The 20047-nt window shown below is 69.6% G+C and carries 17 protein-coding genes; 6 read left to right on the top strand and 11 right to left on the bottom strand.

Annotated elements, in window-relative coordinates:
* Positions 1–93: 93 nt before the first annotated feature.
* On the bottom strand, positions 94–564 hold the full coding sequence (locus KXD97_RS19570) for a LysM peptidoglycan-binding domain-containing protein (RefSeq protein ID WP_260751740.1): 471 nt from the start codon (positions 562–564) through the stop codon (positions 94–96).
* A gap of 246 nt (positions 565–810) precedes the next feature.
* Between KXD97_RS19570 and lexA the strand changes: the two genes are divergently transcribed.
* A complete protein-coding gene (gene lexA, locus KXD97_RS19565; protein ID WP_260751739.1) occupies positions 811–1497 on the top strand; it encodes a transcriptional repressor LexA in 687 nt (228 codons plus the stop codon).
* 13 nt (positions 1498–1510) lie between these two features.
* On the opposite strand, the gene KXD97_RS19560 is transcribed toward lexA, so the two are convergent.
* Together KXD97_RS19560 and KXD97_RS19555 are read right to left on the bottom strand one after the other, a co-directional pair.
* The gene (locus tag KXD97_RS19560; RefSeq protein WP_260751737.1) at positions 1511–3607 is read right to left on the bottom strand and encodes an LGFP repeat-containing protein; all 2097 of its coding nucleotides are present in this window, start codon (positions 3605–3607) and stop codon (positions 1511–1513) included.
* Positions 3608–3779: 172 nt separating this feature from the next.
* On the bottom strand, positions 3780–4955 hold the full coding sequence (locus KXD97_RS19555; RefSeq protein ID WP_260751735.1) for an acyl-CoA dehydrogenase family protein: 1176 nt from the start codon (positions 4953–4955) through the stop codon (positions 3780–3782).
* A 103-nt stretch (positions 4956–5058) separates the two neighbouring features.
* On the opposite strand from KXD97_RS19555, the gene KXD97_RS19550 reads away from it, so the two are divergent.
* Positions 5059–7353 carry a molybdopterin-dependent oxidoreductase gene (locus tag KXD97_RS19550; protein ID WP_260751734.1) on the top strand — a complete coding sequence of 765 codons (2295 nt, stop codon included), beginning with the start codon at positions 5059–5061 and terminating at the stop codon, positions 7351–7353.
* Here KXD97_RS19550 and KXD97_RS19545 read toward each other — a convergent pair.
* The 6 genes from KXD97_RS19545 to KXD97_RS19520 all read right to left on the bottom strand — a co-directional run bounded on the left by KXD97_RS19545 (position 7326) and on the right by KXD97_RS19520 (position 13753).
* Positions 7326–8651, bottom strand: a complete 1326-nt coding sequence (locus tag KXD97_RS19545) for a DEAD/DEAH box helicase (protein WP_260751732.1) — start codon at positions 8649–8651, stop codon at positions 7326–7328. The genes KXD97_RS19550 and KXD97_RS19545 overlap by 28 nt on opposite strands.
* 223 nt (positions 8652–8874) lie before the next feature.
* Complete coding sequence (hflX, locus tag KXD97_RS19540) at positions 8875–10287, bottom strand: GTPase HflX (RefSeq protein WP_260751730.1); 1413 nt, start codon at positions 10285–10287, stop codon at positions 8875–8877.
* A gap of 87 nt (positions 10288–10374) precedes the next feature.
* A complete protein-coding gene (dapF, locus tag KXD97_RS19535) occupies positions 10375–11244 on the bottom strand; it encodes a diaminopimelate epimerase (protein WP_260751728.1) in 870 nt (289 codons plus the stop codon).
* Between the two features lie 4 nt (positions 11245–11248).
* Complete coding sequence (gene miaA / locus KXD97_RS19530) at positions 11249–12166, bottom strand: tRNA (adenosine(37)-N6)-dimethylallyltransferase MiaA (protein WP_260758070.1); 918 nt, start codon at positions 12164–12166, stop codon at positions 11249–11251.
* 5 nt (positions 12167–12171) lie between these two features.
* Complete coding sequence (locus KXD97_RS19525) at positions 12172–12858, bottom strand: hypothetical protein (RefSeq protein WP_260758069.1); 687 nt, start codon at positions 12856–12858, stop codon at positions 12172–12174.
* A gap of 13 nt (positions 12859–12871) precedes the next feature.
* Positions 12872–13753 carry a DMT family transporter gene (locus KXD97_RS19520; protein WP_260751726.1) on the bottom strand — a complete coding sequence of 294 codons (882 nt, stop codon included), beginning with the start codon at positions 13751–13753 and terminating at the stop codon, positions 12872–12874.
* Positions 13754–13924: 171 nt separating this feature from the next.
* On the opposite strand from KXD97_RS19520, the gene KXD97_RS19515 reads away from it, so the two are divergent.
* Positions 13925–15322: a DUF349 domain-containing protein gene (locus KXD97_RS19515; protein ID WP_260751725.1), complete on the top strand. Its 1398-nt coding sequence runs from the start codon at positions 13925–13927 to the stop codon at positions 15320–15322.
* Here the strand turns inward: KXD97_RS19515 and KXD97_RS19510 are convergent, their stop codons facing one another.
* Both KXD97_RS19510 and miaB read right to left on the bottom strand, forming a co-directional pair.
* The gene (locus KXD97_RS19510) at positions 15323–15931 is read right to left on the bottom strand and encodes a hypothetical protein (RefSeq protein ID WP_396884432.1); all 609 of its coding nucleotides are present in this window, start codon (positions 15929–15931) and stop codon (positions 15323–15325) included. It abuts the gene before it with no gap.
* On the bottom strand, positions 15928–17436 hold the full coding sequence (gene miaB / locus KXD97_RS19505) for a tRNA (N6-isopentenyl adenosine(37)-C2)-methylthiotransferase MiaB (RefSeq protein ID WP_396885475.1): 1509 nt from the start codon (positions 17434–17436) through the stop codon (positions 15928–15930). The genes KXD97_RS19510 and miaB overlap by 4 nt, the downstream gene beginning before the upstream one ends.
* 275 nt (positions 17437–17711) lie before the next feature.
* Here miaB and KXD97_RS19500 point away from each other — a divergent pair, with 275 nt between their 5' ends.
* The 3 genes from KXD97_RS19500 to KXD97_RS19490 are packed head-to-tail and all read left to right on the top strand — an operon-like array spanning position 17712 to position 20011.
* On the top strand, positions 17712–18440 hold the full coding sequence (locus KXD97_RS19500) for an amino acid ABC transporter ATP-binding protein (RefSeq protein WP_260758068.1): 729 nt from the start codon (positions 17712–17714) through the stop codon (positions 18438–18440).
* Between the two features lie 28 nt (positions 18441–18468).
* A complete protein-coding gene (locus KXD97_RS19495) occupies positions 18469–19302 on the top strand; it encodes a glutamate ABC transporter substrate-binding protein (protein WP_260751720.1) in 834 nt (277 codons plus the stop codon).
* A gap of 28 nt (positions 19303–19330) precedes the next feature.
* Positions 19331–20011, top strand: a complete 681-nt coding sequence (locus KXD97_RS19490) for an amino acid ABC transporter permease (protein WP_260751719.1) — start codon at positions 19331–19333, stop codon at positions 20009–20011.
* The last annotated feature ends 36 nt before the right edge of the window (positions 20012–20047 follow it).

Genomic DNA, 20047 nt, shown 5'->3' with positions numbered 1-20047 from the left:
ACCCCATGGGGTGTATCTCATCGGGCCCCGTCCTCACAGAGCTCGGGCAGCACGGGCGATCAGATCCCGGCTGCGATCAGACGACGGGTGCGATCAGACGACGGGTGCGATCAGGGTCTGACCTGCGGCCAACGCCGCCGACTCGAGTTTGTTGAGCTCCCGGATCCGATCGACCACGTCGGCGACCGGGACGCCGGGAGCGACGCGCTGCGCGACCTGGTGCAGGGACTCGCCACTGTGCACCTGCACCACGGCGAGCCGTCCGGGGACCTCGGCCGTGCCGGCGGCCAGACTGCCGAACTGCCCGACCAGGCCCAGCCACAGCGTGATCGCGCCGGCGACCAGCGCCAGCAATACGGTGGTAGCCGGCGTGACCGGGCGGCGCCGGTGCGGCGCACGCGACATCAGCACGCCGGTCCCCCGGTGTCGCACCGGCGCAGCGCCGGGCCATCGGGACGGAGACCGCCGGCCCGGCCGCGCCGGCCGGACCCGGCCCGCGGTCACCTGCAGGCGCGGTGCCCGCTCGAACTCGTTCCATGTCGCGCGGTCGTCGAGAATGGTCATCAGTTCGCCTTTCGATCCGAGAAGTGTTTCGCTCTTGTGTTCGAACGATAGTCGATCATCTGTTCGATGAATAGAACGCGTGATCGAACTGTTGCGAACGCTAACCGAAGGCACCGACACGTCCGGGTCGTCGCCTCCAGGGCATCACCGGAGAGCCTCCGCGGGATCCCGGCCTCGGCCGCCGGCATGCGACACGCCTCGAACACATGTTTGATTATCGGCCGTGACCGGGCTACATTCGGGCACATGAGCGACGACAGCAATGACAGCACCGGCGGCCGCGGCCGCGATTCGGGTCTGACCGAGCGTCAGCGAACGATCCTCGAAGTCATCCGTGCGTCCGTGACCACCCGCGGCTACCCTCCCAGCATCCGGGAGATCGGTGACGCGGTCGGATTGACGTCCACGTCGTCGGTGGCCCACCAGTTGCGCACGCTGGAGCGCAAGGGGTATCTGCGCCGCGATCCCAACCGGCCGCGGGCGGTCGACGTCCGCGGGGCCGACGACAACGCCACACCGGTCGTCGGGACGGACGTCGCCGGTTCGGATTCGCTACCCGAACCCACGTTCGTGCCTGTGCTCGGCCGCATCGCCGCCGGTGGACCGATCCTGGCCGAGGAGGCCGTCGAGGACGTCTTCCCACTGCCCCGTGAGCTGGTCGGCGAGGGTTCGCTGTTCCTGCTCAAGGTTGTCGGAGAGTCCATGATCGACGCGGCGATCTGCGATGGCGACTGGGTCGTGGTCAGACAGCAGAACGTCGCCGACAACGGCGACATCGTGGCGGCGATGATCGACGGCGAAGCCACCGTCAAGACGTTCAAACGCACCCGCGGTCAGGTCTGGCTGATGCCGCACAATCCAGCCTTCGACCCGATCCCGGGCAACGACGCCGTGGTGCTCGGCAAGGTCGTGACGGTCATCCGCAAGGTCTGACCGGTCGGACGGCCTACTCGCCGCGTACGAAGCCGTTCGTGAGCGCGATCTCCTCCGTGGCGAACCAGATCTCGACGGGGGCGTCGTGATAGTCGCCGCTGTCCGGCGTCCAGTACAGGCCAGATTTGGTGTCGGCCTTGATCGGATAGCCCTCGGGGATCTCGCCCGGGTCGTCGAAGGGCATGTGCAGTGCGGTGCCCAGCGGCAGCGGCTCGTCGACGTCGATGCGCGCGTGACGTCCGGTGTCGGCCATGGGATCGCGCGCCGGTGGTGCCGCGGCGACGTTGACAGGTTCGTCGGCAGGTGCGATGACCGGCTCACCGACCGACGCGATGAGCGGCTCGCGGTCGGCGTCCAACTCTGTCTGCTCGGCCACGATGTCGTGCGCGTCGCCACGGCCGCCGTCGACCACATCGTGCGAGGGTGCTTCGGCCTCGGGTGTCAGCACCCGTGTCGGCGCGGTGTCGACGGCGTCGGGATCCTCCTGCGCGTCGCCGGAGTCGGCGGCCGGCCCGTGCTCGTTCTGATCTTCGCCGGGTTGCGCCCCCCAGAAGCCCTGCACGTCCGACCGGAAATCCTCGCTCGACGCCGGCGCCGCCGAGCCCAGCGATCCCAGACCCTCGCGGGCGTACCGGTCCCCGAACAGTTCGTCCTCCCGGCCGTCCTCGTGGGCCTGCGCGCCGGCACCCGACGGTACCGGCTCATAGGCGTGGCCGTCCGGGGCGCCCAGACGGCCGAGCAGGTCGTCGTCGCGGCGACGACCACGGGTGCGCAGCACCGCGAAGCCGACCAGAGCGGCCAACAGCACAAGCGGGACGATGGCCAGCAGCCACCACCAGGTCCACTTCAGCCCGGAGCTCTCGCTGTTCTCCGAGGGCTGCGATGTCGGCGGCGGTGCCTGCGGGGCCTGGGCGCCGGGCACCTCCAGACCGACCAGTTGCGGAGCCAGACCGGCGGGTTCGGTGCTGAACTTCTGCGTTGTGGTATCCCACGAGATCGCGCCACCGGCGAACCGCTGGGTGATCACATCACCGGTCTGCGTCTGATCGGCGACCGGCGCGCCAAGCTCCCCGGTCGCACCGCCGAGCTTGTTCCACGCCGCGTTCATGGCGCCGCGCACGATCACCGCGCCGTGGTCGGGCGTCCAGAAGATCACCGGCTTGTCGTCCGCGGCGAAGGCGCTGATGCGACTCGCCGGCGCCAGTCCGCCGTTCTGCTCGCTGGTGATCGGGAAACCCAGATCACCTTCTGGACCGCCGACGCTCTCGTACTTCTCCAGCACCTGGCCGGTGACGACGTTGGCTCCGGTCTGCGGGCTGTAGAAGATCTTGCCGTTGACGAAGTCCTGGCCCATACCGTCGGAGCCGATCTGGTACGGCTCACCCTCGGCAGCTCCGAGCGGGCCGAGGGCGCCGCCCGCGGCGCGGCGTGCGGCGTTGATCGCCGCGACCGGGTCGTCGGCAATGACGAGGTCGCCGAGCTGGCCGGCCAGCTCGGGCGGCACCGTGGTGAACTTCTTGGCGCTGGAGTCATACGACAGCTCGCCACCGGTGAACTTCTGACTCACTACGGAACCGTTGTAGGTCTCGTCCTCGGAGGGCACGCCGAGCACGCCGGAGGAACCGCCGAGCCTGTCCCACGCGGCGTTGATCGGTCCGCGGACCACCCTCGCGCCGGTTGCCGGCGTCCAGAAGATCACCGGTTTGTCCGACGCACTGAACGTGCTGTTGCGGCTCTCGGGTGCGCGACCCGGGCCTTCGTCGATGGTCGGGAATCCCAGGTCGCTGTCGGCAGGCCCACCCAGCGACTCGTATTTCTCCAGGATGGCACCCTGCATGAAGTGCGCACCGGTGGCCGGGGTGAAGAACATCTTGCCCGCCGCGAAGTTCTGAGCGAAGCCGTCACCGGCCGGATACACGTCACCCGATTTCGGACCCAACGGCCCTGTGTCGCCACCGCCGGCCTGCCAGGCCGCGGTGATCGCATCGTTTGCTTCGGCCTCGGGTTGCGCCGCCGCGGACGGGGCCAGCAGGAGCGCGGTGGCGACCCCCAGCAGCCCGACCGTCAGACGACCGACCAAACGTAGGCGCAGCATCGGCTGCCGGCTCATTCTTCCTCCCCGCGGTCGGCGACTGGTCCTCGTGCAAGCTCCACGCAAAATTCTGAGAAAGTTACCGCGTGCGTTCACTCTGCTTCAGTGGACGTCGATAACCAAGTCACCTCGCCGAATCCAGGCCAAGAATATGCCCGTCAGCTGCGCGCTGTCGCCGATCCGGCCCCCGTCAGACGCCCAGACTGCGTCCGATGATCTCCTTCATGATCTCGGTGGTACCGCCGTAGATCGTCTGCACGCGGGCGTCCAGGTACGCGCGGGCCACGTCGTACTCACGCATGTAGCCGTAGCCGCCGTGCAGCTGCAGGCAGCGGTCGATCAGGTGGACCTGCTTCTCGGTGGAGTACCACTTGGCCATCGCGGCCTGCTCGACGGTGAGCTTGTCCTCCAGATGCAGCTTGATGAACTCGTCGACCATCATGCGCACCACGGTGGCTTCGGTGGAAAGCTCGGCAAGGAGGAAACGGCTGTTCTGCTGGCTGCCGATCGGCTTGCCGAATGCCTTGCGCTCCTTGGCGTACTGCAGCGTCACGCCGAGCACGGCCTCCATCGCGGCGGCCGCCATGATCGCGATGCTGATCCGTTCCTGCGGCAGGTTCTGCATCAGGTAGATGAAGCCCTGCCCCTCCTCGCCGAGCAGGTTCTCCGCGGGCACCTTGACGTCGGTGAACGACAACTCCGCGGTGTCCTGTGCATCCAGGCCGATCTTGTCGAGTTTGCGGCCGCGCTCGAAACCCTCCATCCCGCGCTCGACCACGAGCAGCGAAAAGCCCAGGGCACCCTTGTCCGGGTCGGTCTGGGCCACCACGATGACCAGATCGGAGTGAATTCCGTTGGTGATGAACGTCTTGGCGCCGTTGAGGATGTAATGATCACCGTCTTTGACCGCGCGGGTCTTGATGCCCTGCAGATCGCTGCCGGTACCCGGTTCGGTCATGGCGATGGCAGAGATGAACTCGCCGCTGCAGAACTTCGGCAGCCACCGCTGCTTCTGCTCCTCGGTGGCCAGTCTGATCAGATACGGCGCCACCACGTCGTTGTGCAGGCTGAAGCCCAGCCCGCTGTAGCGGCCCGCGGTGATCTCCTCGGTGATGATCGTGTTGTAGCGGAAGTCGTCGACGCCGCCGCCGCCGTACTCCTCGGGCACCGCCATACCGAGGAAGCCCTGCTTGCCCGCCTCCAGCCACACGTCCCTGTCGACGAGCTTGTTCTTCTCCCACTCCTCGTGCTGTGGCGCGACGTGCCGTTCGAGGAAGGTGCGAAACGACTCCCTGAACATTTCGTGTTCGGGCTCGAACAGCGTGCGCTGGTAGGCGATGACTGGCGTGGCTTCGGGTGCGCCCATGACAACGTCTCCGTCGGGGTCGGTGCGGACAGTTGCCGCCAAGGTACCCCATCCAACCGGATGGTTGGTCGGACCTGCTGACCGCGCGGCGCGGCCTAGACTCATGGCCGTGGCCGCAGCTCAGACCAGCCTCACACATTGGGGAGCATTCCGGGCCACCGTGGCCGACGGCGACATCGCATCGGTGGCACCGCTTCCCGGTGACCGCGATCCTTCCCCGGCCCTGGGCAACCTGCCGGGCTCGATCCGGCACGCCTCCCGGGTCACCGCCCCGGCGATACGGCGCGGATGGCTCGACAACGGACCCGGTCCGAGTTCGCGCCGCGGCGCCGACGAGTTCGTCGCGGTGTCATGGGAGGAGCTCACCGAGCGTCTGGCCGATGAACTGCGCCGGATCGTCGACACCCACAGCAATGAGGCGATCTATGGCGGTTCCTACGGCTGGTCCAGCGCCGGGCGCTTTCATCATGCCCAGAGCCAGGTTCATCGATTCCTGAACTGCATTGGCGGATATACCTTTTCACGCCACTCCTACAGCCTGGGAGCGACGGGGGTGATCATGCCCCGCGTGGTCAGCACCCACGACGACCTGTTCAAGCGCTCCACCCAGTGGGACGTCATCGTCGAACACACCGATCTGCTGGTGTGTTTCGGCGGGATAGCGCTGAAGAACACCGGCGTCAATCACGGCGGCACCACCGAACACCCGGCCCGCGAGGCACTGAACCGGTTCCGGGACCGCGGCGGGCACCTCGTGTCGTTCTCGCCGTTGCGTGACGACGTCGACGACGAATGCCAGTGGTACGCACCGGTTCCGGGTACCGACGTCGCGATCATGCTGGCACTGGCCCACGTGCTGGCCACCGGGGGCCTGGCCGACCGCGAGTTTCTGTCCGCCTACTGCACCGGTTACGACCGGTTCGAGCGCTATCTGCTCGGCACCGATGACGGGATACCGAAATCGCCGCAGTGGGCCGCACCGATCTGCGGGCTGGACGCCGGCGACCTGACCGCTCTGGCCCGCCGGATGGCGGCCAACCGCACCATCGTGACGGTGAGCTGGTCGCTGCAACGCACCCGCCACGGTGAGCAGGCGCCCTGGATGGGATTGACACTGGCCGCGATGCTGGGCCAGATCGGGCTTCCCGGGGGAGGATTCGGCCACGGCTACGGGTCGATGAACGAACCGGGCCTGGCCCCGCTGCGCTGCGGGCTGCCGCGCCTGCCTCAAGGCGTCAATCCGGTGACGACGTTCATCCCGGTGGCCGCCGTCAGCGACATGCTGCTCCACCCCGGCGCACCGTTCGACTACAACGGGCTGCGCCTGCGCTACCCGGATATTAGACTGGTCTACTGGGCCGGGGGCAATCCGTTCCACCATCACCAGAATCTCCCCCGGCTGCGTCGCGCGCTCCACCGGCCGGACACCGTCGTGGTGCACGAACCGTACTGGACACCGATGGCCAAGCACGCCGACATCGTGGTGCCGTCAACGACGTTCGCCGAACGCGACGACTTCTCCGGCTCACGCAACGACCCGGTGCTGATGGCCATGCCGAGGCTCACCGCGCCCTACGCGCAATCCCGGGACGACTACGACACTTTCGCCGCGCTGGCGCACCGACTCGGCGTCGGGGAGACCTTCACCGAGGGCCGCACCTCGCGGCAGTGGCTGCGCCATCTGTACGAGAAGTGGTCGTGGACATTGAATTTCGAGGTCCCCCCGTTCGAGGAGTTCTGGCGGGCAGGCCGGCTGCGGTTGCCCACCGAAGACGGACTGACCCTGCTCGCCGACTTCCGCGCCGACCCGGTGGCCCACCGGTTGGCCACCCCCAGCGGACGGATCGAGATCTTCTCTGCCGACATCGACGGATTCGGCTATGACGACTGCATCGGCCATCCGGCATGGTTCGAACCGTCCGAGTGGCTCGGCAGTCCGCGTGCCACGCGGTATCCCCTGCACCTGCTCGCCAACCAGCCAGCCGGCCGGCTGCACGGGCAGCTCGACGGCGGGGCGGTCAGCCAGGCCTCGAAAGTCGCGGGCCGGGAGCCGGTCCGGATGCACCCGACAGACGCCGCGGCGCGCGGCGTCACCGACGGAGACGTGGTGCGTGTGTTCAACGACCGCGGTGCCTGCCTGGCGGGGGCGGTGCTCGACGAGCGGGTCCGTCCGCAGGTGGTGCAACTGTCCACCGGTGCGTGGTTCGATCCGGCCGACCCGGCCGACCCGGACTCGATGTGCGTGCACGGCAACCCGAACATGCTCACCGAGGACGTCGGCACCTCAGCACTGGCGCGTGGATGCACGGGGGCGCATGTGCTGGTGCAGATCGAGAAGTACACCGGCGTAGCTCCGCCGGTGTGCGCGCATCAGCCGCCGGTGTTCGCCGTGCGCTGAGCGCCCTGGCGCGGCCCGCGCCGCCGCGGCCCGCGACCGCTACGCGACGGTCCACCCCGGCGCGGGTCAGCGCCGCGGTGTTCCTGCTTGCGGGCAGCGGGTTTCGCCGCGGGCGCAGGGCCGGGAATCCGCAGCGGTGCGATCTCACCGACCAGGGCGTGCACCTCTGCCGAGTCGGCGTCGACGTCGCGCGGACGCACCGTGATCCCGGCGCGGCGCAGCAGTTGCTGGGTGTCCTTGCGCTGCTCAGGGAGCACAACCGTGACCACGTCACCGTCGCTGCCCGCGCGTGCGGTGCGCCCGGAGCGGTGCAGGTAGGCCTTGTGTTCCATCGGCGGGTCGACATGCACGACGAGCTCGACGCCGTCGACATGCACACCGCGAGCGGCGATGTCGGTGGCCACCAGGACGCGCGCGTCTCCACTGGAGAACGCGGCCAGGTTGCGCTCGCGGGCCGGCTGGGACAGATTGCCGTGCAGGTCCACCGACGGCACGCCGGACTCGGTGAGCTGCTTGGCCAGTTTGCGCGCTTGATGCTTGGTGCGCATGAACAGGATTCGCCGGCCGGTGCCCGATGCCAGCCGGTGCACCAGCTCGCGCTTCTCCTGCACGCCGCCGACATGGAACACGTGGTGGGTCATTTGGGCGGGCACCTCGGCGGCTTCGTCGACCGAGTGCAGCACCGGGTCGGCCAGGAAGCGCCGGACCAGCTTGTCGACGCCGTTGTCCAGCGTGGCGGAGAACAGCAGCCGTTGCCCGCCGGCCGGGGTGGCCGCGAGGATCCGGGTCACGCCGGGCAGGAAGCCGAGATCGGCCATGTGGTCAGCCTCGTCGATCACGGTGGTCGAGACCGCATCGAGGCTGATCAGCTTCTGCCGCATCAGATCTTCCAGACGCCCCGGGCAGGCCACCACGATGTCGACGCCGGAGCGCAGCGCGGAGACCTGGCGGCTCTGCGCGACACCACCGTAGATCGTGGTCACGCGCAGCCCGGATGCGGCCGCCAGCGGCTCCAGCGTGGCGGTGATCTGGGTGGCCAGTTCTCGGGTCGGCGCCAGCACCAGGCCGGTCGGGCGCGAGGGCTGGCTGCGGCGGCCGGTAAGTCGCGCCACCAGCGGCAGCGAGAACGCGAGAGTCTTTCCGCTGCCGGTCTTTCCGCGGCCCAGCACGTCACGCCCGGAGAGCGAGTCGGGCAGCGTGGCCGCCTGGATCGGGAACGGCTCGGCGATACCGCGGGCGGCCAGCGAGCTCACCAGGGCCGCGGGCACGCCGAGATCGGCAAAGGACTGCATGGTCATCGTGAAGGTCTTCCTGTCGTTTCGGCGTTGTCGGGCAGCGTGTGCCCGGCAGCCGCGACGGGGACCGTCAGGCGGAGTGCGCACACCGTGGCGAAGTCGCCACAACAATGTCTGGTGGAGATGGTCGTCGGCGCTGTGTGAAACGGGCACCTGCTCCGGTGGTCCGCAGCCGACGTCGCAACGATCGTAACCGACGGCGTCCGACTCAGCGCATTCGTGGTGGTCAGTAGGTTGCGTACGGGGCCAATCCGGCGGCAAGCGCGATCGGCACGCGCGCCTTCATCCTGGTCCCGCTTTCGCTGTGCTCGACGGCGTCGACGCGCCCCTCGGCGTGCACCCGGTTGACCAGATCGCCGCGGTCGTAAGGGATTGTGACGTCGACCACGGTGTCGCGCGGCGCGATCATCTCGGCCATCCGGGCCTGCAGTCGGTCCAGACCGTCACCGGTGTGGGCGGACACGAACACCGCGCCCGGCAGCGCCCGGCGCAGCTGCGCCAGGGTCAGGCCTTCGGCGGCGTCGATCTTGTTGACCACCAACAGTTCCGGCGGGGCCGGCGCATCGGTCTCGGCGACGACGTCGTTGACCACCTGCCGCACCGCGTTGATCTGTGCCAGCGGGTTGACGTCGGAACCGTCCACGACGTGCAGCAACAGGTCGGCGTCGGCGACCTCTTCCAGCGTGGACCGGAACGCCTCGACCAGTTGGGTCGGCAGATGCCGGACAAACCCGACGGTGTCGGTCAGCACGAACTCGCGTCCGTCGGCGAGTTCCCCGCGGCGGGTGGTGGGTTCGAGGGTGGCGAAGAGCGCGTTCTCGACCAGCACACCGGCACCGGTGAGGGCATTGAGCAGGCTGGACTTACCGGCATTGGTATAGCCGACGATGGCCACCGATGGCACGTCGTTGGCCACCCGGCGCCCGCGCTGGGTGTCGCGGACCTGTTTCATCTCGCGAATCTCGCGGCGAAGCTTGGACATTCGTTCCCGGATGCGCCGTCGATCGGTCTCGATCTTGGTCTCGCCGGGACCGCGGGTGCCGACGCCGCCGCCGGCGCCGCCGGCGCGGCCGCCGGCCTGCCGGGACATCGACTCACCCCAGCCTCGCAGGCGCGGCAGCATGTACTCCATCTGCGCCAGCGACACCTGCGCCTTGCCTTCCCGGCTGGTGGCGTGCTGAGCGAAGATATCGAGGATCAGCGCGGTGCGGTCGATGACCTTGACCTTGACGACCTTCTCCAGCGCGTTGAGCTGCGCGGGGCTCAGTTCGCCGTCGCAGATCACGGTGTCGGCGCCGGTGGCCACCACGAGCTCGCGCAGTTCGGCGGCCTTGCCGGAGCCGATGTAGGTCGACGGGTCCGGTTTGTCGCGCCGCTGGATCAGGCCTTCGAGGACCTCGGAGCCGGCGGTTTCGGCCAGGGCGGCCAGTTCGGCCAGGCTGGCGTCGGCGTCGGCGGCGCTGCCCTCGGTCCACACACCGACGAGCACGACGCGCTCCAGGCGCAGCTGCCGGTATTCGACCTCGGAGACGTCGGTCAGCTCGGTGGACAGCCCGGCCACCCGCCGCAGCGCGGTGCGGTCCTCGAGGGCCAGCTCGCCGACGCTGGGATTGTCGTTGGGGAATTCGGGATAGGTCATAAGCGAATCAAGATTCGCACGAACATCACTTTTCATGCACCCCAATTAACGTGCCCGCCGGCATGGCAATTCCCGTCAGCACCGGAGTCATTGCTGGGCCGCCCACCACCGGTCGGCCAGCTCACCGTTCGCGACCAGCACCGACGGCCCGCGCAGGTAGCTGTTCGCCTCGGTGACGGTGACCGTCACCTCGCCACCGGGGATGCGCACGGTCAGCGACCCGGTCTGATCGCCCCGGTGGGCCAGGGCCGCGACCGCGGCCGCGACGGTGCCGGTGCCGCAGGAGCGCGTCTCCCCCACGCCGCGCTCGTGCACCCGCATCGACACCGTCCCCCCGGCCGGCGCGGTGAGCACCTCGATGTTGACCCCGTCCGGGAACTGTGCGGGATCGAAGCCCACGGGTGCGGCGACATCCAGCGCGGCCAGCTCAGCGCTGGTCAGCGTCTCGTCTACGCAGGCCAGGTGTGGATTCCCGACGTCCACGGCCAGCCCGGTGAAAGTCCGGCCGCCGACGATCGCCGTGCCGGTGCCCAGCCGGTTGGCCTTGCCCATCTCGACGGTGACATCGGCGGTGGTCTCGGTGTGGCCGTGCAGCACCACCGGCCGCGGCCCTGCCAGCGAGCCGACGACGAACTCGTCGCGCGACTCCAGGCCGCTGGCACGCAGGTAGTGCGCGAAGACCCGCACCCCGTTGCCGCACATCTGGGCGATCGAGCCGTCGGCGTTGCGGTAGTCCATGTACCAGTCGCCCGCGGCCACCCCCTCGGGCAGCCGGTCGAACACCCCGGCCGCATGCGCGGCCCCGGCAGTAGTCACGCGCAGCACCCCGTCGGCGCCGAGACCCTGCCTGCGGTCGCACAGCGCGGTGACCGCGGCCGGGGTCAGGGCCAGCTCGGCAGGCAGGTCAGGGAGCAGCACGAAGTCGTTCTGCGTGCCGTGGCCCTTGGCGAACTTCACCTGGTCAGGATACGTCGCGCCAGGCGCGCAGCACTGCGTCGACGTTGCCGGCGCCCGAGCCGTCCAGCCAGACGATGCGGTGGTCGCGGCGGAACCATGAGCGCTGTCTGCGCACGTAGCGCCGCGTACCCAGGAACGTGGGTTCGCGCGCGGCGCTGCCGTCACCTCCGGCGTCGAGGTCGGCCAGCACCTGCGCGTACCCCAGGGCCCGCGCGGCGGTGACGCCGTCGCGCAGCCCCCGGTCGATCAGGGTGATGACCTCCTCGACCAGCCCCCGCTCGAACATCAGATCGGTGCGCCGCGCCAGGCGCTCGTCCAATGCCGTCGTCTCCCAGTCCAATCCGACGATCACGGTGTTCCAGCGCGGCGTCCCGATGGTCGGTGCGGACGCCGCGAAAGGCCGGCCCGTCAGTTCCACGACCTCCAGCGCCCGCACGATGCGCCGTCCGTCGGTGGGCAGGATCGACGCCGCCGCGGCCGCGTCGACCGCGGCCAGTTCGCGGTGCAGCGCCGCGACCCCGATCTCGGCGAGACGCTCCTCCCAGCGGGCCCGCACCTGCGGGTCGGTGGCCGGGAACGACCACTGGTCCAGCAGCGACTGGATGTAGAGCATCGAACCGCCGACGATGACCGGGACTGCGCCCCGCGCGGCGATCGCCTCGACGTCGGCGGCGGCGGCGACCTGGTAGCGGGCCACGGTCGCGGTCTCGGTGACGTCGAGCACGTCGAGCTGGTGGTGGGGCACCCCGCAGCGCTCAGCCGGGGTGAGCTTGGCGGTGCCGATGTCCATGCCCCGGTAGAGCTGCATCGCGTCGGCGTTGACCACCTCGACGGCGGTGTCGGCGCTCAGCGCGGCCGCGACGGCCAGCGCCAGGTCGGACTTGCCGGTACCGGTGGGGCCGACGAGGGCCAGCGGCCGCACGGCGGTCACGGTGTCCATACGCCGGCGAAGTAGCCGACGCCGTAGGGGGCGCCGCGGTAGAACTCCTCGGCCACGCGTGCGCCGGGCCCCGCCAGCCCCGCCAGCACCTGGTAGGCCACCCGGCCGAGGATCACCGACGGCAGGTCGGTCAGAGCCGCCGTGTCGCCGGCGGCCAGCGCGTCGTCGAGCGCGGCCTGCGCGCGCGGGGAATCCGGGTCGTGGCCGCCCGGGGCGGCCGGGGTGAGGGTGTTGGCGCCGTCGGCGACCACCAGGACACCGATCTGGTCCGGCTCGGCCTCGATCTCGGCGCGCAGCCGCCGGCCGGTCTCGACGGCGACGGCGGCATCCAGGTCGGCGCGGTAGCCGCGGACCTCGACCTCGGCGGCCGCGACGCCGCCGCGCAACCACGCAGCGATCAGCGCGCACAGCGGCAGCGCCGTCGCCTCGCCGGTCACAGCGCCGGCGGACAATCCGACGCGGACCTCGACGCCGTAACCGGCGAACGTGCCCACCGCGTCCGGCCGCAGGACTGTGTCGGCCGGTGTGACGCCGACGGCGATCCAGCGCGGTGGCAGTGCGGCCGCCGCCGACAACGCGGCCGCGCGCAGATTTTCGGTCTCGGTGGCCGCCGACGACGCCAATTCCGGGACCAGCAGCGGCGCCGACGGGACGAGCGCGATCGCGTTCAGCACGGCATCCAACTAATCACACGGTCACCGGATCACGGGTGGCCGCTTCGCCGCGGGCCAGCGCGACGGTGGCCACCACCATCACCGTCACCGCCGCCACGAGCGTGACCCAGCCCGCCTCCCCCGGCCGCAAGGTCTCACCCAGAACCACCACGCCCAGTCCGCACGCGACCATCGGCTCGGTCACCGTCATCGTCGGCAGCGAGGCCGTCAGCGCACCGGCCCGGAACGCCGCCTGCTGCGTCGAGGTGCCCAGGATCGCGACCACCGCCCACGCGTACAGCTCGGGCGTGCGCAACAGCTCCAGCACACCGGCCACGCTGGTGACGTCGAGGCGGTGCACCACCGCCTTGGTCAGCACGGCGAACAGCCCCCACAGCGCGCCGGACACCACCGCCATCAGGACCGCGCTGACCGGCCCGGACCACACGGTCGCACCGATCACGCACAGCAGCAGCGCGGGACCGAGCACCAGGGCCACGGCCAGCCAGGTCTCGGCCGAGGCCCGAGACGCCCCCGCGGTCGGGTTGCCGACGGTCACGATGATCGCGACCGCCCCGGCCAGCAGCGCCGCCCACAACCATTCCCAGCGGGTCACGCGCCGGTGCGCCAGTTTCGCGCTGATCGGAAGCGCGAACAACAGCGACGTGACCAGCAGGGCCTGCACCAGCAGCACCGAGCCCAGACCGAGCGCCGCGGCCTGCAGCGCGAAGCCGATCGCCGCCACCGCGCTGCCTGTCCGCCACCGGCGGTCCCGCAGGAGTTTCGCGAAAAGCTGCAGGTGGCTGACCTGTTCGTCGGTCACCTCGTGTGCCGAGCGCTGGTGCATGACATCACCGACCGCCACGAAGAAGGCGGCGGCGAGCGCGAGCAGGGCGGCCAGATCCGCCTTGGCCATCGACGACCTCCTCCGTGTTTCCCGGGAGAGCCTAGAGAGCTGCCGGACGCAAGGCGTGGGCGCAGCGCCGGGCAACCTGTTTCAATAGCCTGCAGGAGCGTTGTCACGCTCACAGGCGCCGCGCCGCGCGGCAGGTGCGTGGGAAACCGCGCGGAGACACGAGGTACGGACATGACGATCACCGAACCCGGCGGATCCCAGGACGCCGGACATCAGGACACCGATCCTGCGCAGGAGGCCCCCTCCGCGCCGGTCCCGGCCCCGAAGCCGTCCGCTGCCGCGAAACCCAAGCCGGGTCCGGCGCGGCCCGGACCCCGCCCCGCCGTCCCGGTGACGGCCCCCGTGGTGGGCACCGCACCGACCAGCGACCCGCACCGCTTCGGCCGCGTCGACCCCGACGGCACCGTCTGGCTGATCACCGCCGCCGGTGAGCGCACCATCGGCTCGTGGCAGGCCGGTGATGCGGAGGCCGCCTTCGCGCACTTCGGTCGCCGCTTCGACGATCTGCACACCGAGGTGGTGCTGTTGGAAACCCGGCTGGCGTCCGGGACCGGCGACGCCCGCAAGATCCGCTCGGCGGCGACGTCGCTGGCCGAGAGCCTGGCCGACGCGCACGTGCTCGGCGATGTCGACTCGCTTGCCGCGCGGCTGGCCGCCATCGTGGATCAGGCCGACAGCGCCACCCAGGAGGAGAAGGCCCGGCGCGAGGAACTGCGCGCCACCCAGACCGCCCGCAAGGAAGCACTGGCCGCCGAGGCCGAGGACATCGCCGCCAACTCGACGCAGTGGAAAGCCGCCGGCGACCGGCTGCGGGCCATCCTCGACGAGTGGAAGACGATCACCGGGCTGGACCGCAAGGTCGACGACGCGCTGTGGAAGCGCTACTCGGCGGCGCGCGAGACGTTCAACCGGCGCCGCGGCTCTCACTTCGCCGAGCTGGACCGGGAGCGCGCCGGGGCCCGGCAGGCCAAGGAGGCGCTATGTGAGCGTGCCGAGGCGCTGTGCGACTCCACCGACTGGGGTCCGACCTCGGCGACGTTCCGCGACCTGCTGACCGAGTGGAAAGGCGCCGGGCGGACGTCCAAGGACGTCGACGACTCGCTGTGGCAGCGGTTCAAGGCCGCACAGGACAAGTTCTTCTCGGCACGCAACGCCGCGACCGCCGAACGCGACGCGGAGTTCCGCGCCAACGCCCAGGCCAAGGAGGCGCTGCTGGCCGAGGCGGAGCGGATCGACACCTCCGACCTGGAAGCCGCACGCGCGGCGCTGCGGGCGATCGGCGACAAGTGGGACGCCATCGGCAAGGTTCCGCGGGAACGCGCCGCCGATCTGGAGCGCCGGTTGCGGTCGGTAGAGAAGAAGATCCGCGACGCCCCGACCGGCGGGGTCGACCCGGAGGCCCAGGCCCGCGCCGATCAATTCCGCGCCCGCGCCGAACAGTTCGAGCGCCAGGCGGAGAAGGCTGCCGAGGCGGGCCGCAGCAGGGACGCCGAGCAGGCCCGCGCCAGCGCCGAGCAGTGGCGACAGTGGGCCGACGCGGCCGCGGATGCGCTGAGCCGCAAGCGGTAGCTAGCTCTTGGGCGGGGTGGTGTCGTCGCCCTCGTCGGGGAACGATTCCAGCAGACCCTTCTGCTGGCCTTCCGCGGCGCGGCGGCGCCGCTCCTCCTCGGCCGCCAGGTGCAGGGCGGTCCGGGTGGCCACGACGCGCGCCCAGTGATAGCTGAGCAGGATCACCGCCAGCCACGCGACGATCAGCCCGATGCCGGGGCCGGGCTGGGACTCCAGCGCGGTCTGGCGCGACCACACCGCCAGCAGCCCGAGGAACGCCGACACGGTCGACCCCGCCAGCGCGATCCAGGCCAGCGTCCAGCGCCGCGTCAGCAACGCGAGCATCGAGAACCCGACCCCGAACACCAGCGACAGCCAGGTGAACACCCGCGAGGGCAGCGCAATCCCGACGTCGGAGGCGGCATCGGAGCCGGTGAGCACGTCAAATCCTTTGACGCCGCCCGTGTGGGGCAGCGCGAGGGTGGCCAGCAGCACGAACACCAGGATTGCCAGCACCAGCGCCCGCGGGCCGGGATCGATCTCGCGCGCCACGCGCCGTTCGGCCGCTTCGAGGTCGTTGCGGTAGGCGTCGAAACCGTTGGCCCCCTCGGCGCCGGCTGCCCCGGTCATCGGGCACATCCACTCGCCGCGGGCGTAGCGGCGGGCGCGCCGATCGAGGGCATGCCCAGTCCGACCCCGGTGCGTGGCTTCTGCCCGGCCGCGTGGGCGTCGCCGGCGCGGGTGCGCCGGTGCGAGATCAGCTGCCCATCGGCGATCAGATGGTGCGGCGCGGCTGCGGTGACGGTGGTGACGACGATGTCGCCCGGCCTGATCTCGCCGTCCGGCCGCCCGGGCGCGAAGTGCACCAGCCTCCCGTCGCGGGCACGGCCCGACATCCGGGCGGTGGCGGCGTCCTTGCGTCCCTCGCCGGTGGCGACCAGCAGTTCGACCCGGCGGCCGACCTGGGCGGTGTTCTCCTCCAACGAGATCCGCTCCTGAAGCTCGATCAGCCGTTGGTAGCGTTCGGACACAACAGCTTTGGGCACCTGGTTGTCCAGCTCCGCGGCCGGGGTCCCCGGCCGCTTTGAGTACTGGAAGGTGAACGCGCTGGCGAACCGCGCGGCGGCGACGACGTCGAGGGTGGCTTGAAAGTCCTCCTCGGTTTCGCCCGGGAAGCCGACGATCAGATCGGTGGTGATCGCGGCATCGGGGATCGCCGCACGCACCCGGTCGATGATGCCGAGATAGCGTTCGGCCCGGTAGGAGCGGCGCATCGCGCGCAGGATGCGGTCGGAGCCGGACTGCAGCGGCATGTGCAAGGTCGGGCAGACGTTGGGCGTCTCGGCCATCGCGTCGATGACGTCATCGGTGAACTCGGCCGGATGCGGCGAGGTGAACCGCACGCGTTCCAGCCCGTCGATGCGGCCGCAAGCCCGGAGCAGCTTGGCGAACGCCCCCCGGTCGCGCGGTTGGTTGTCCGCTGCCGTCAGGTCCTCGCGCAAGCGCTCGTCCGGTGCCGTCAGGTCCTCGCGCAAGCGCTCGTCCGCGAACGAGACGCCGTAGGCGTTGACGTTCTGCCCCAGCAGGGTGATCTCGAGCACTCCCTGGTCCACCAGCGACTGCACCTCGGCGAGCACATCACCCGGCCGCCGGTCGACCTCCTTGCCACGCAGAGACGGCACGATGCAGAACGTGCACGTGTTGTTGCATCCGACCGAAATCGAAACCCAAGCAGCGTAGGCGGATTCGCGACTCGCCGGCAGCGACGACGGGAACTCGCGCAGCGCCTCGGCGATCTCGACCTGAGCGACGCGGTTGTGACGGGCGCGGTCCAGCAGCGCCGGCAGCGACCCGATGTTGTGGGTGCCGAACACCACATCGACCCACGGCGCCTTGCGCAGCACCGAGTCCCGGTCCTTCTGGGCCAGGCAGCCGCCGACGGCGATCTGCATGTCCGGGTCGGCCTGTTTGCGCGGGGCCAGATGGCTGAGGTTGCCATACAGCTTGTTGTCGGCGTTCTCGCGGACCGCGCAGGTGTTGAATACGACGATGTCGGCGTCGGCGCCGTCACCGGCGCGCTGGTATCCGGCTTCTTCGAGCAGACCGGACAGGCGTTCGGAGTCGTGCACGTTCATCTGACAGCCGTACGTGCGGACCTCGAAGGTTCGCACCCGACGATCGGGCGAAAACCCGCTCGCCTGCTGCGTCACCGTGGAAGTCACGGGCCCTATCCTACGGAGCACAGGCGGTCGTCCCGAAATCAACCGGGGGCGAGCGAAGCGACGGGGAAAACAACCGCGGGCGAGCGAAGCGACGGGGAAAACACCGATCGCGGTCTTCCAGCACACGGGACGTTCCCTGGGTAAGGTCTTCACGCATGGAGAGCCCCAGGGAGTCCCCTGACGTGCCGATGGTCTCTGTGAAGGCGGTGAACAAGCACTTCGGCGCCCTCCACGTCCTCAAGGACATCAATCTCGACGTCGGCCAGGGCCAGGTCGTCGTCGTGCTCGGGCCGTCCGGTTCGGGCAAGTCGACGTTATGCCGCACCATCAACCGGCTGGAGACCATCGATTCGGGCACCATCTCCATCGACGGCGTGGTGTTGCCGGCGGAGGGACGCAAGCTGGCCCAGTTGCGCTCCGATGTCGGCATGGTGTTCCAGTCGTTCAACCTGTTCGCGCACAAGACAATTCTGGAGAACGTGACGCTGGCACCGATGAAGGTGCGCAAGGCGTCCAAGGAACAGGCGCGGGAGAAGGCGATGCGCCTGCTCGAGCGCGTCGGAGTGGCCAACCAGGCCGACAAGTACCCCGCCCAGCTCTCGGGTGGCCAGCAGCAGCGCGTGGCGATCGCACGCTCGCTGGCAATGGACCCGAAGGTGATGCTGTTCGACGAACCGACCAGCGCACTGGATCCCGAGATGATCAACGAGGTGCTGGCCGTGATGGCGGGACTGGCCGCCGACGGCATGACGATGCTCGTGGTGACCCACGAGATGGGCTTCGCGCGCAGGGCCGCCAACCGGGTGGTGTTCATGTCCGACGGCGCGATCGTCGAGGACGCCGAACCCGCCCAGTTCTTCGAGAACCCGCAGACCGACCGCGCCAAGGATTTCCTCGGCAAGATCCTCCACCACTGATCAGGGCCCCGGCGAAAGGAACCCCACCATGTCCCCCAAATCCCTGTCCGCGCGTGTCGCGGGCGCATTGGCACTGGCCGTCGCACTCCCGTTCGCAGCGACCGCGTGCGGCGGCGGTGACGGTGGCGGCGGCGCGGGTGGCGGCGACACGATCGTCATCGGCACCAAGTTCGACCAGCCCGGTCTGGGGCAGAAGAACCCCGACGGCACCATGAGCGGCTTCGACGTCGACGTCGCCACGTATGTCGCGGGTGAGCTCGGGTACGCCCCCGACAAGATCGAGTGGAAGGAGGCGCCGTCGGCGCAGCGCGAGAACCTGATCCAGAACGGCCAGGTGAGCTTCATCGCGGCGACGTATTCGATCACCGACGCACGTAAGGAGAAGGTCTCTTTCGCCGGGCCCTACCTGATCACCGGGCAGAGCCTGTTGGTCCGTTCGGACAACACCGACATCACCGGCGCCGCGTCCCTGGAGAACAACAAGATCCTGTGCTCGGTGTCCGGTTCGACGCCCGCCCAGAAGATCAAGGACGAGTACCAGGGCGTGCAGCTGCAACAGTACGACACGTACTCGGCATGCATCGACGCGCTCAAGAACGGCGCCGTCGACGCGGTCACCACCGATGAAGTGATCCTGGCCGGCTACGCCGCGCAGTCCCCGGGCGCGTTCAAGATCGTCGGCGAGCCGTTCTCCGAGGAGCGGTACGGCATCGGCCTGAAGAAGGACGACTCCGAGCTGCGCACGAAGATCAACGACGCACTGAAGAAGATGGAGGACAGCGGCGCCTGGAAGGCAGCGTTCGACAAGAACCTCGGTCCGGCCGGGATCACCGCGCCGGCACCGCCGCCGCTGGACAACTAGGGCGCCCAGGTAGCCACCGGAGCCGCCCGTGGAGGTTTTCACCGAGTACCGAAGCGAGATCTTCGCCGCGTTCTGGACCACGATCCAGCTGACGGTCCTGTCAGGCATCGGCGCTCTCGTCCTCGGCACGGTGCTGGCCGCGATGAGACTCTCGCCGGTGCCGACGCTCAACTGGATCGGCACGGCGTACGTCAACATCGTGCGCAACACCCCGCTGACGCTGATCATCCTGTTCTGCTCGTTCGGTCTGGCCCAGACGCTGGGATTGACGCTGGCCGACCGGCAGTCGCCGACGTTCATCGCCGACAGCGGCTTCCGGCTGGCCGTACTGGGCCTGACCGTCTACACCGCGTCGTTCGTATGCGAGACGGTGCGCTCTGGGGTGAACACCATCCCGCTGGGTCAGGCCGAAGCGGCCAGGTCCCTCGGGCTGACATTCAGCCAGAATCTGCGGATCGTGCTGCTACCACAGGCATTTCGTGCGGTCATCATCCCGTTGGGTTCGGTGCTGATCGCGCTGACGAAGAACACCACGATCGCCTCGGCGATCGGGGTGGCCGAGGCCGCGCTGCTGATGAAGGAGATGATCGAGAACACCGCGGCGGTGCTGGTGGTCGGCGGCATCTTCGCGCTCGGGTTCGTGATCCTGACGCTGCCGCTGGGGTTGTTGTTCGGCTGGCTGGGCAAGCGGATGGCGGTGGCGCGGTGATGAGCGCGACTTCGACCGGCGAGCAGACACAAAATC

Origin of the sequence: Mycobacterium sp. SMC-8, from assembly GCF_025263565.1 — a bacterium.
Classification (GTDB): Bacteria; Actinomycetota; Actinomycetes; order Mycobacteriales; family Mycobacteriaceae; genus Mycobacterium.
This window is presented reverse-complemented; position numbering and strand designations above follow the sequence as displayed.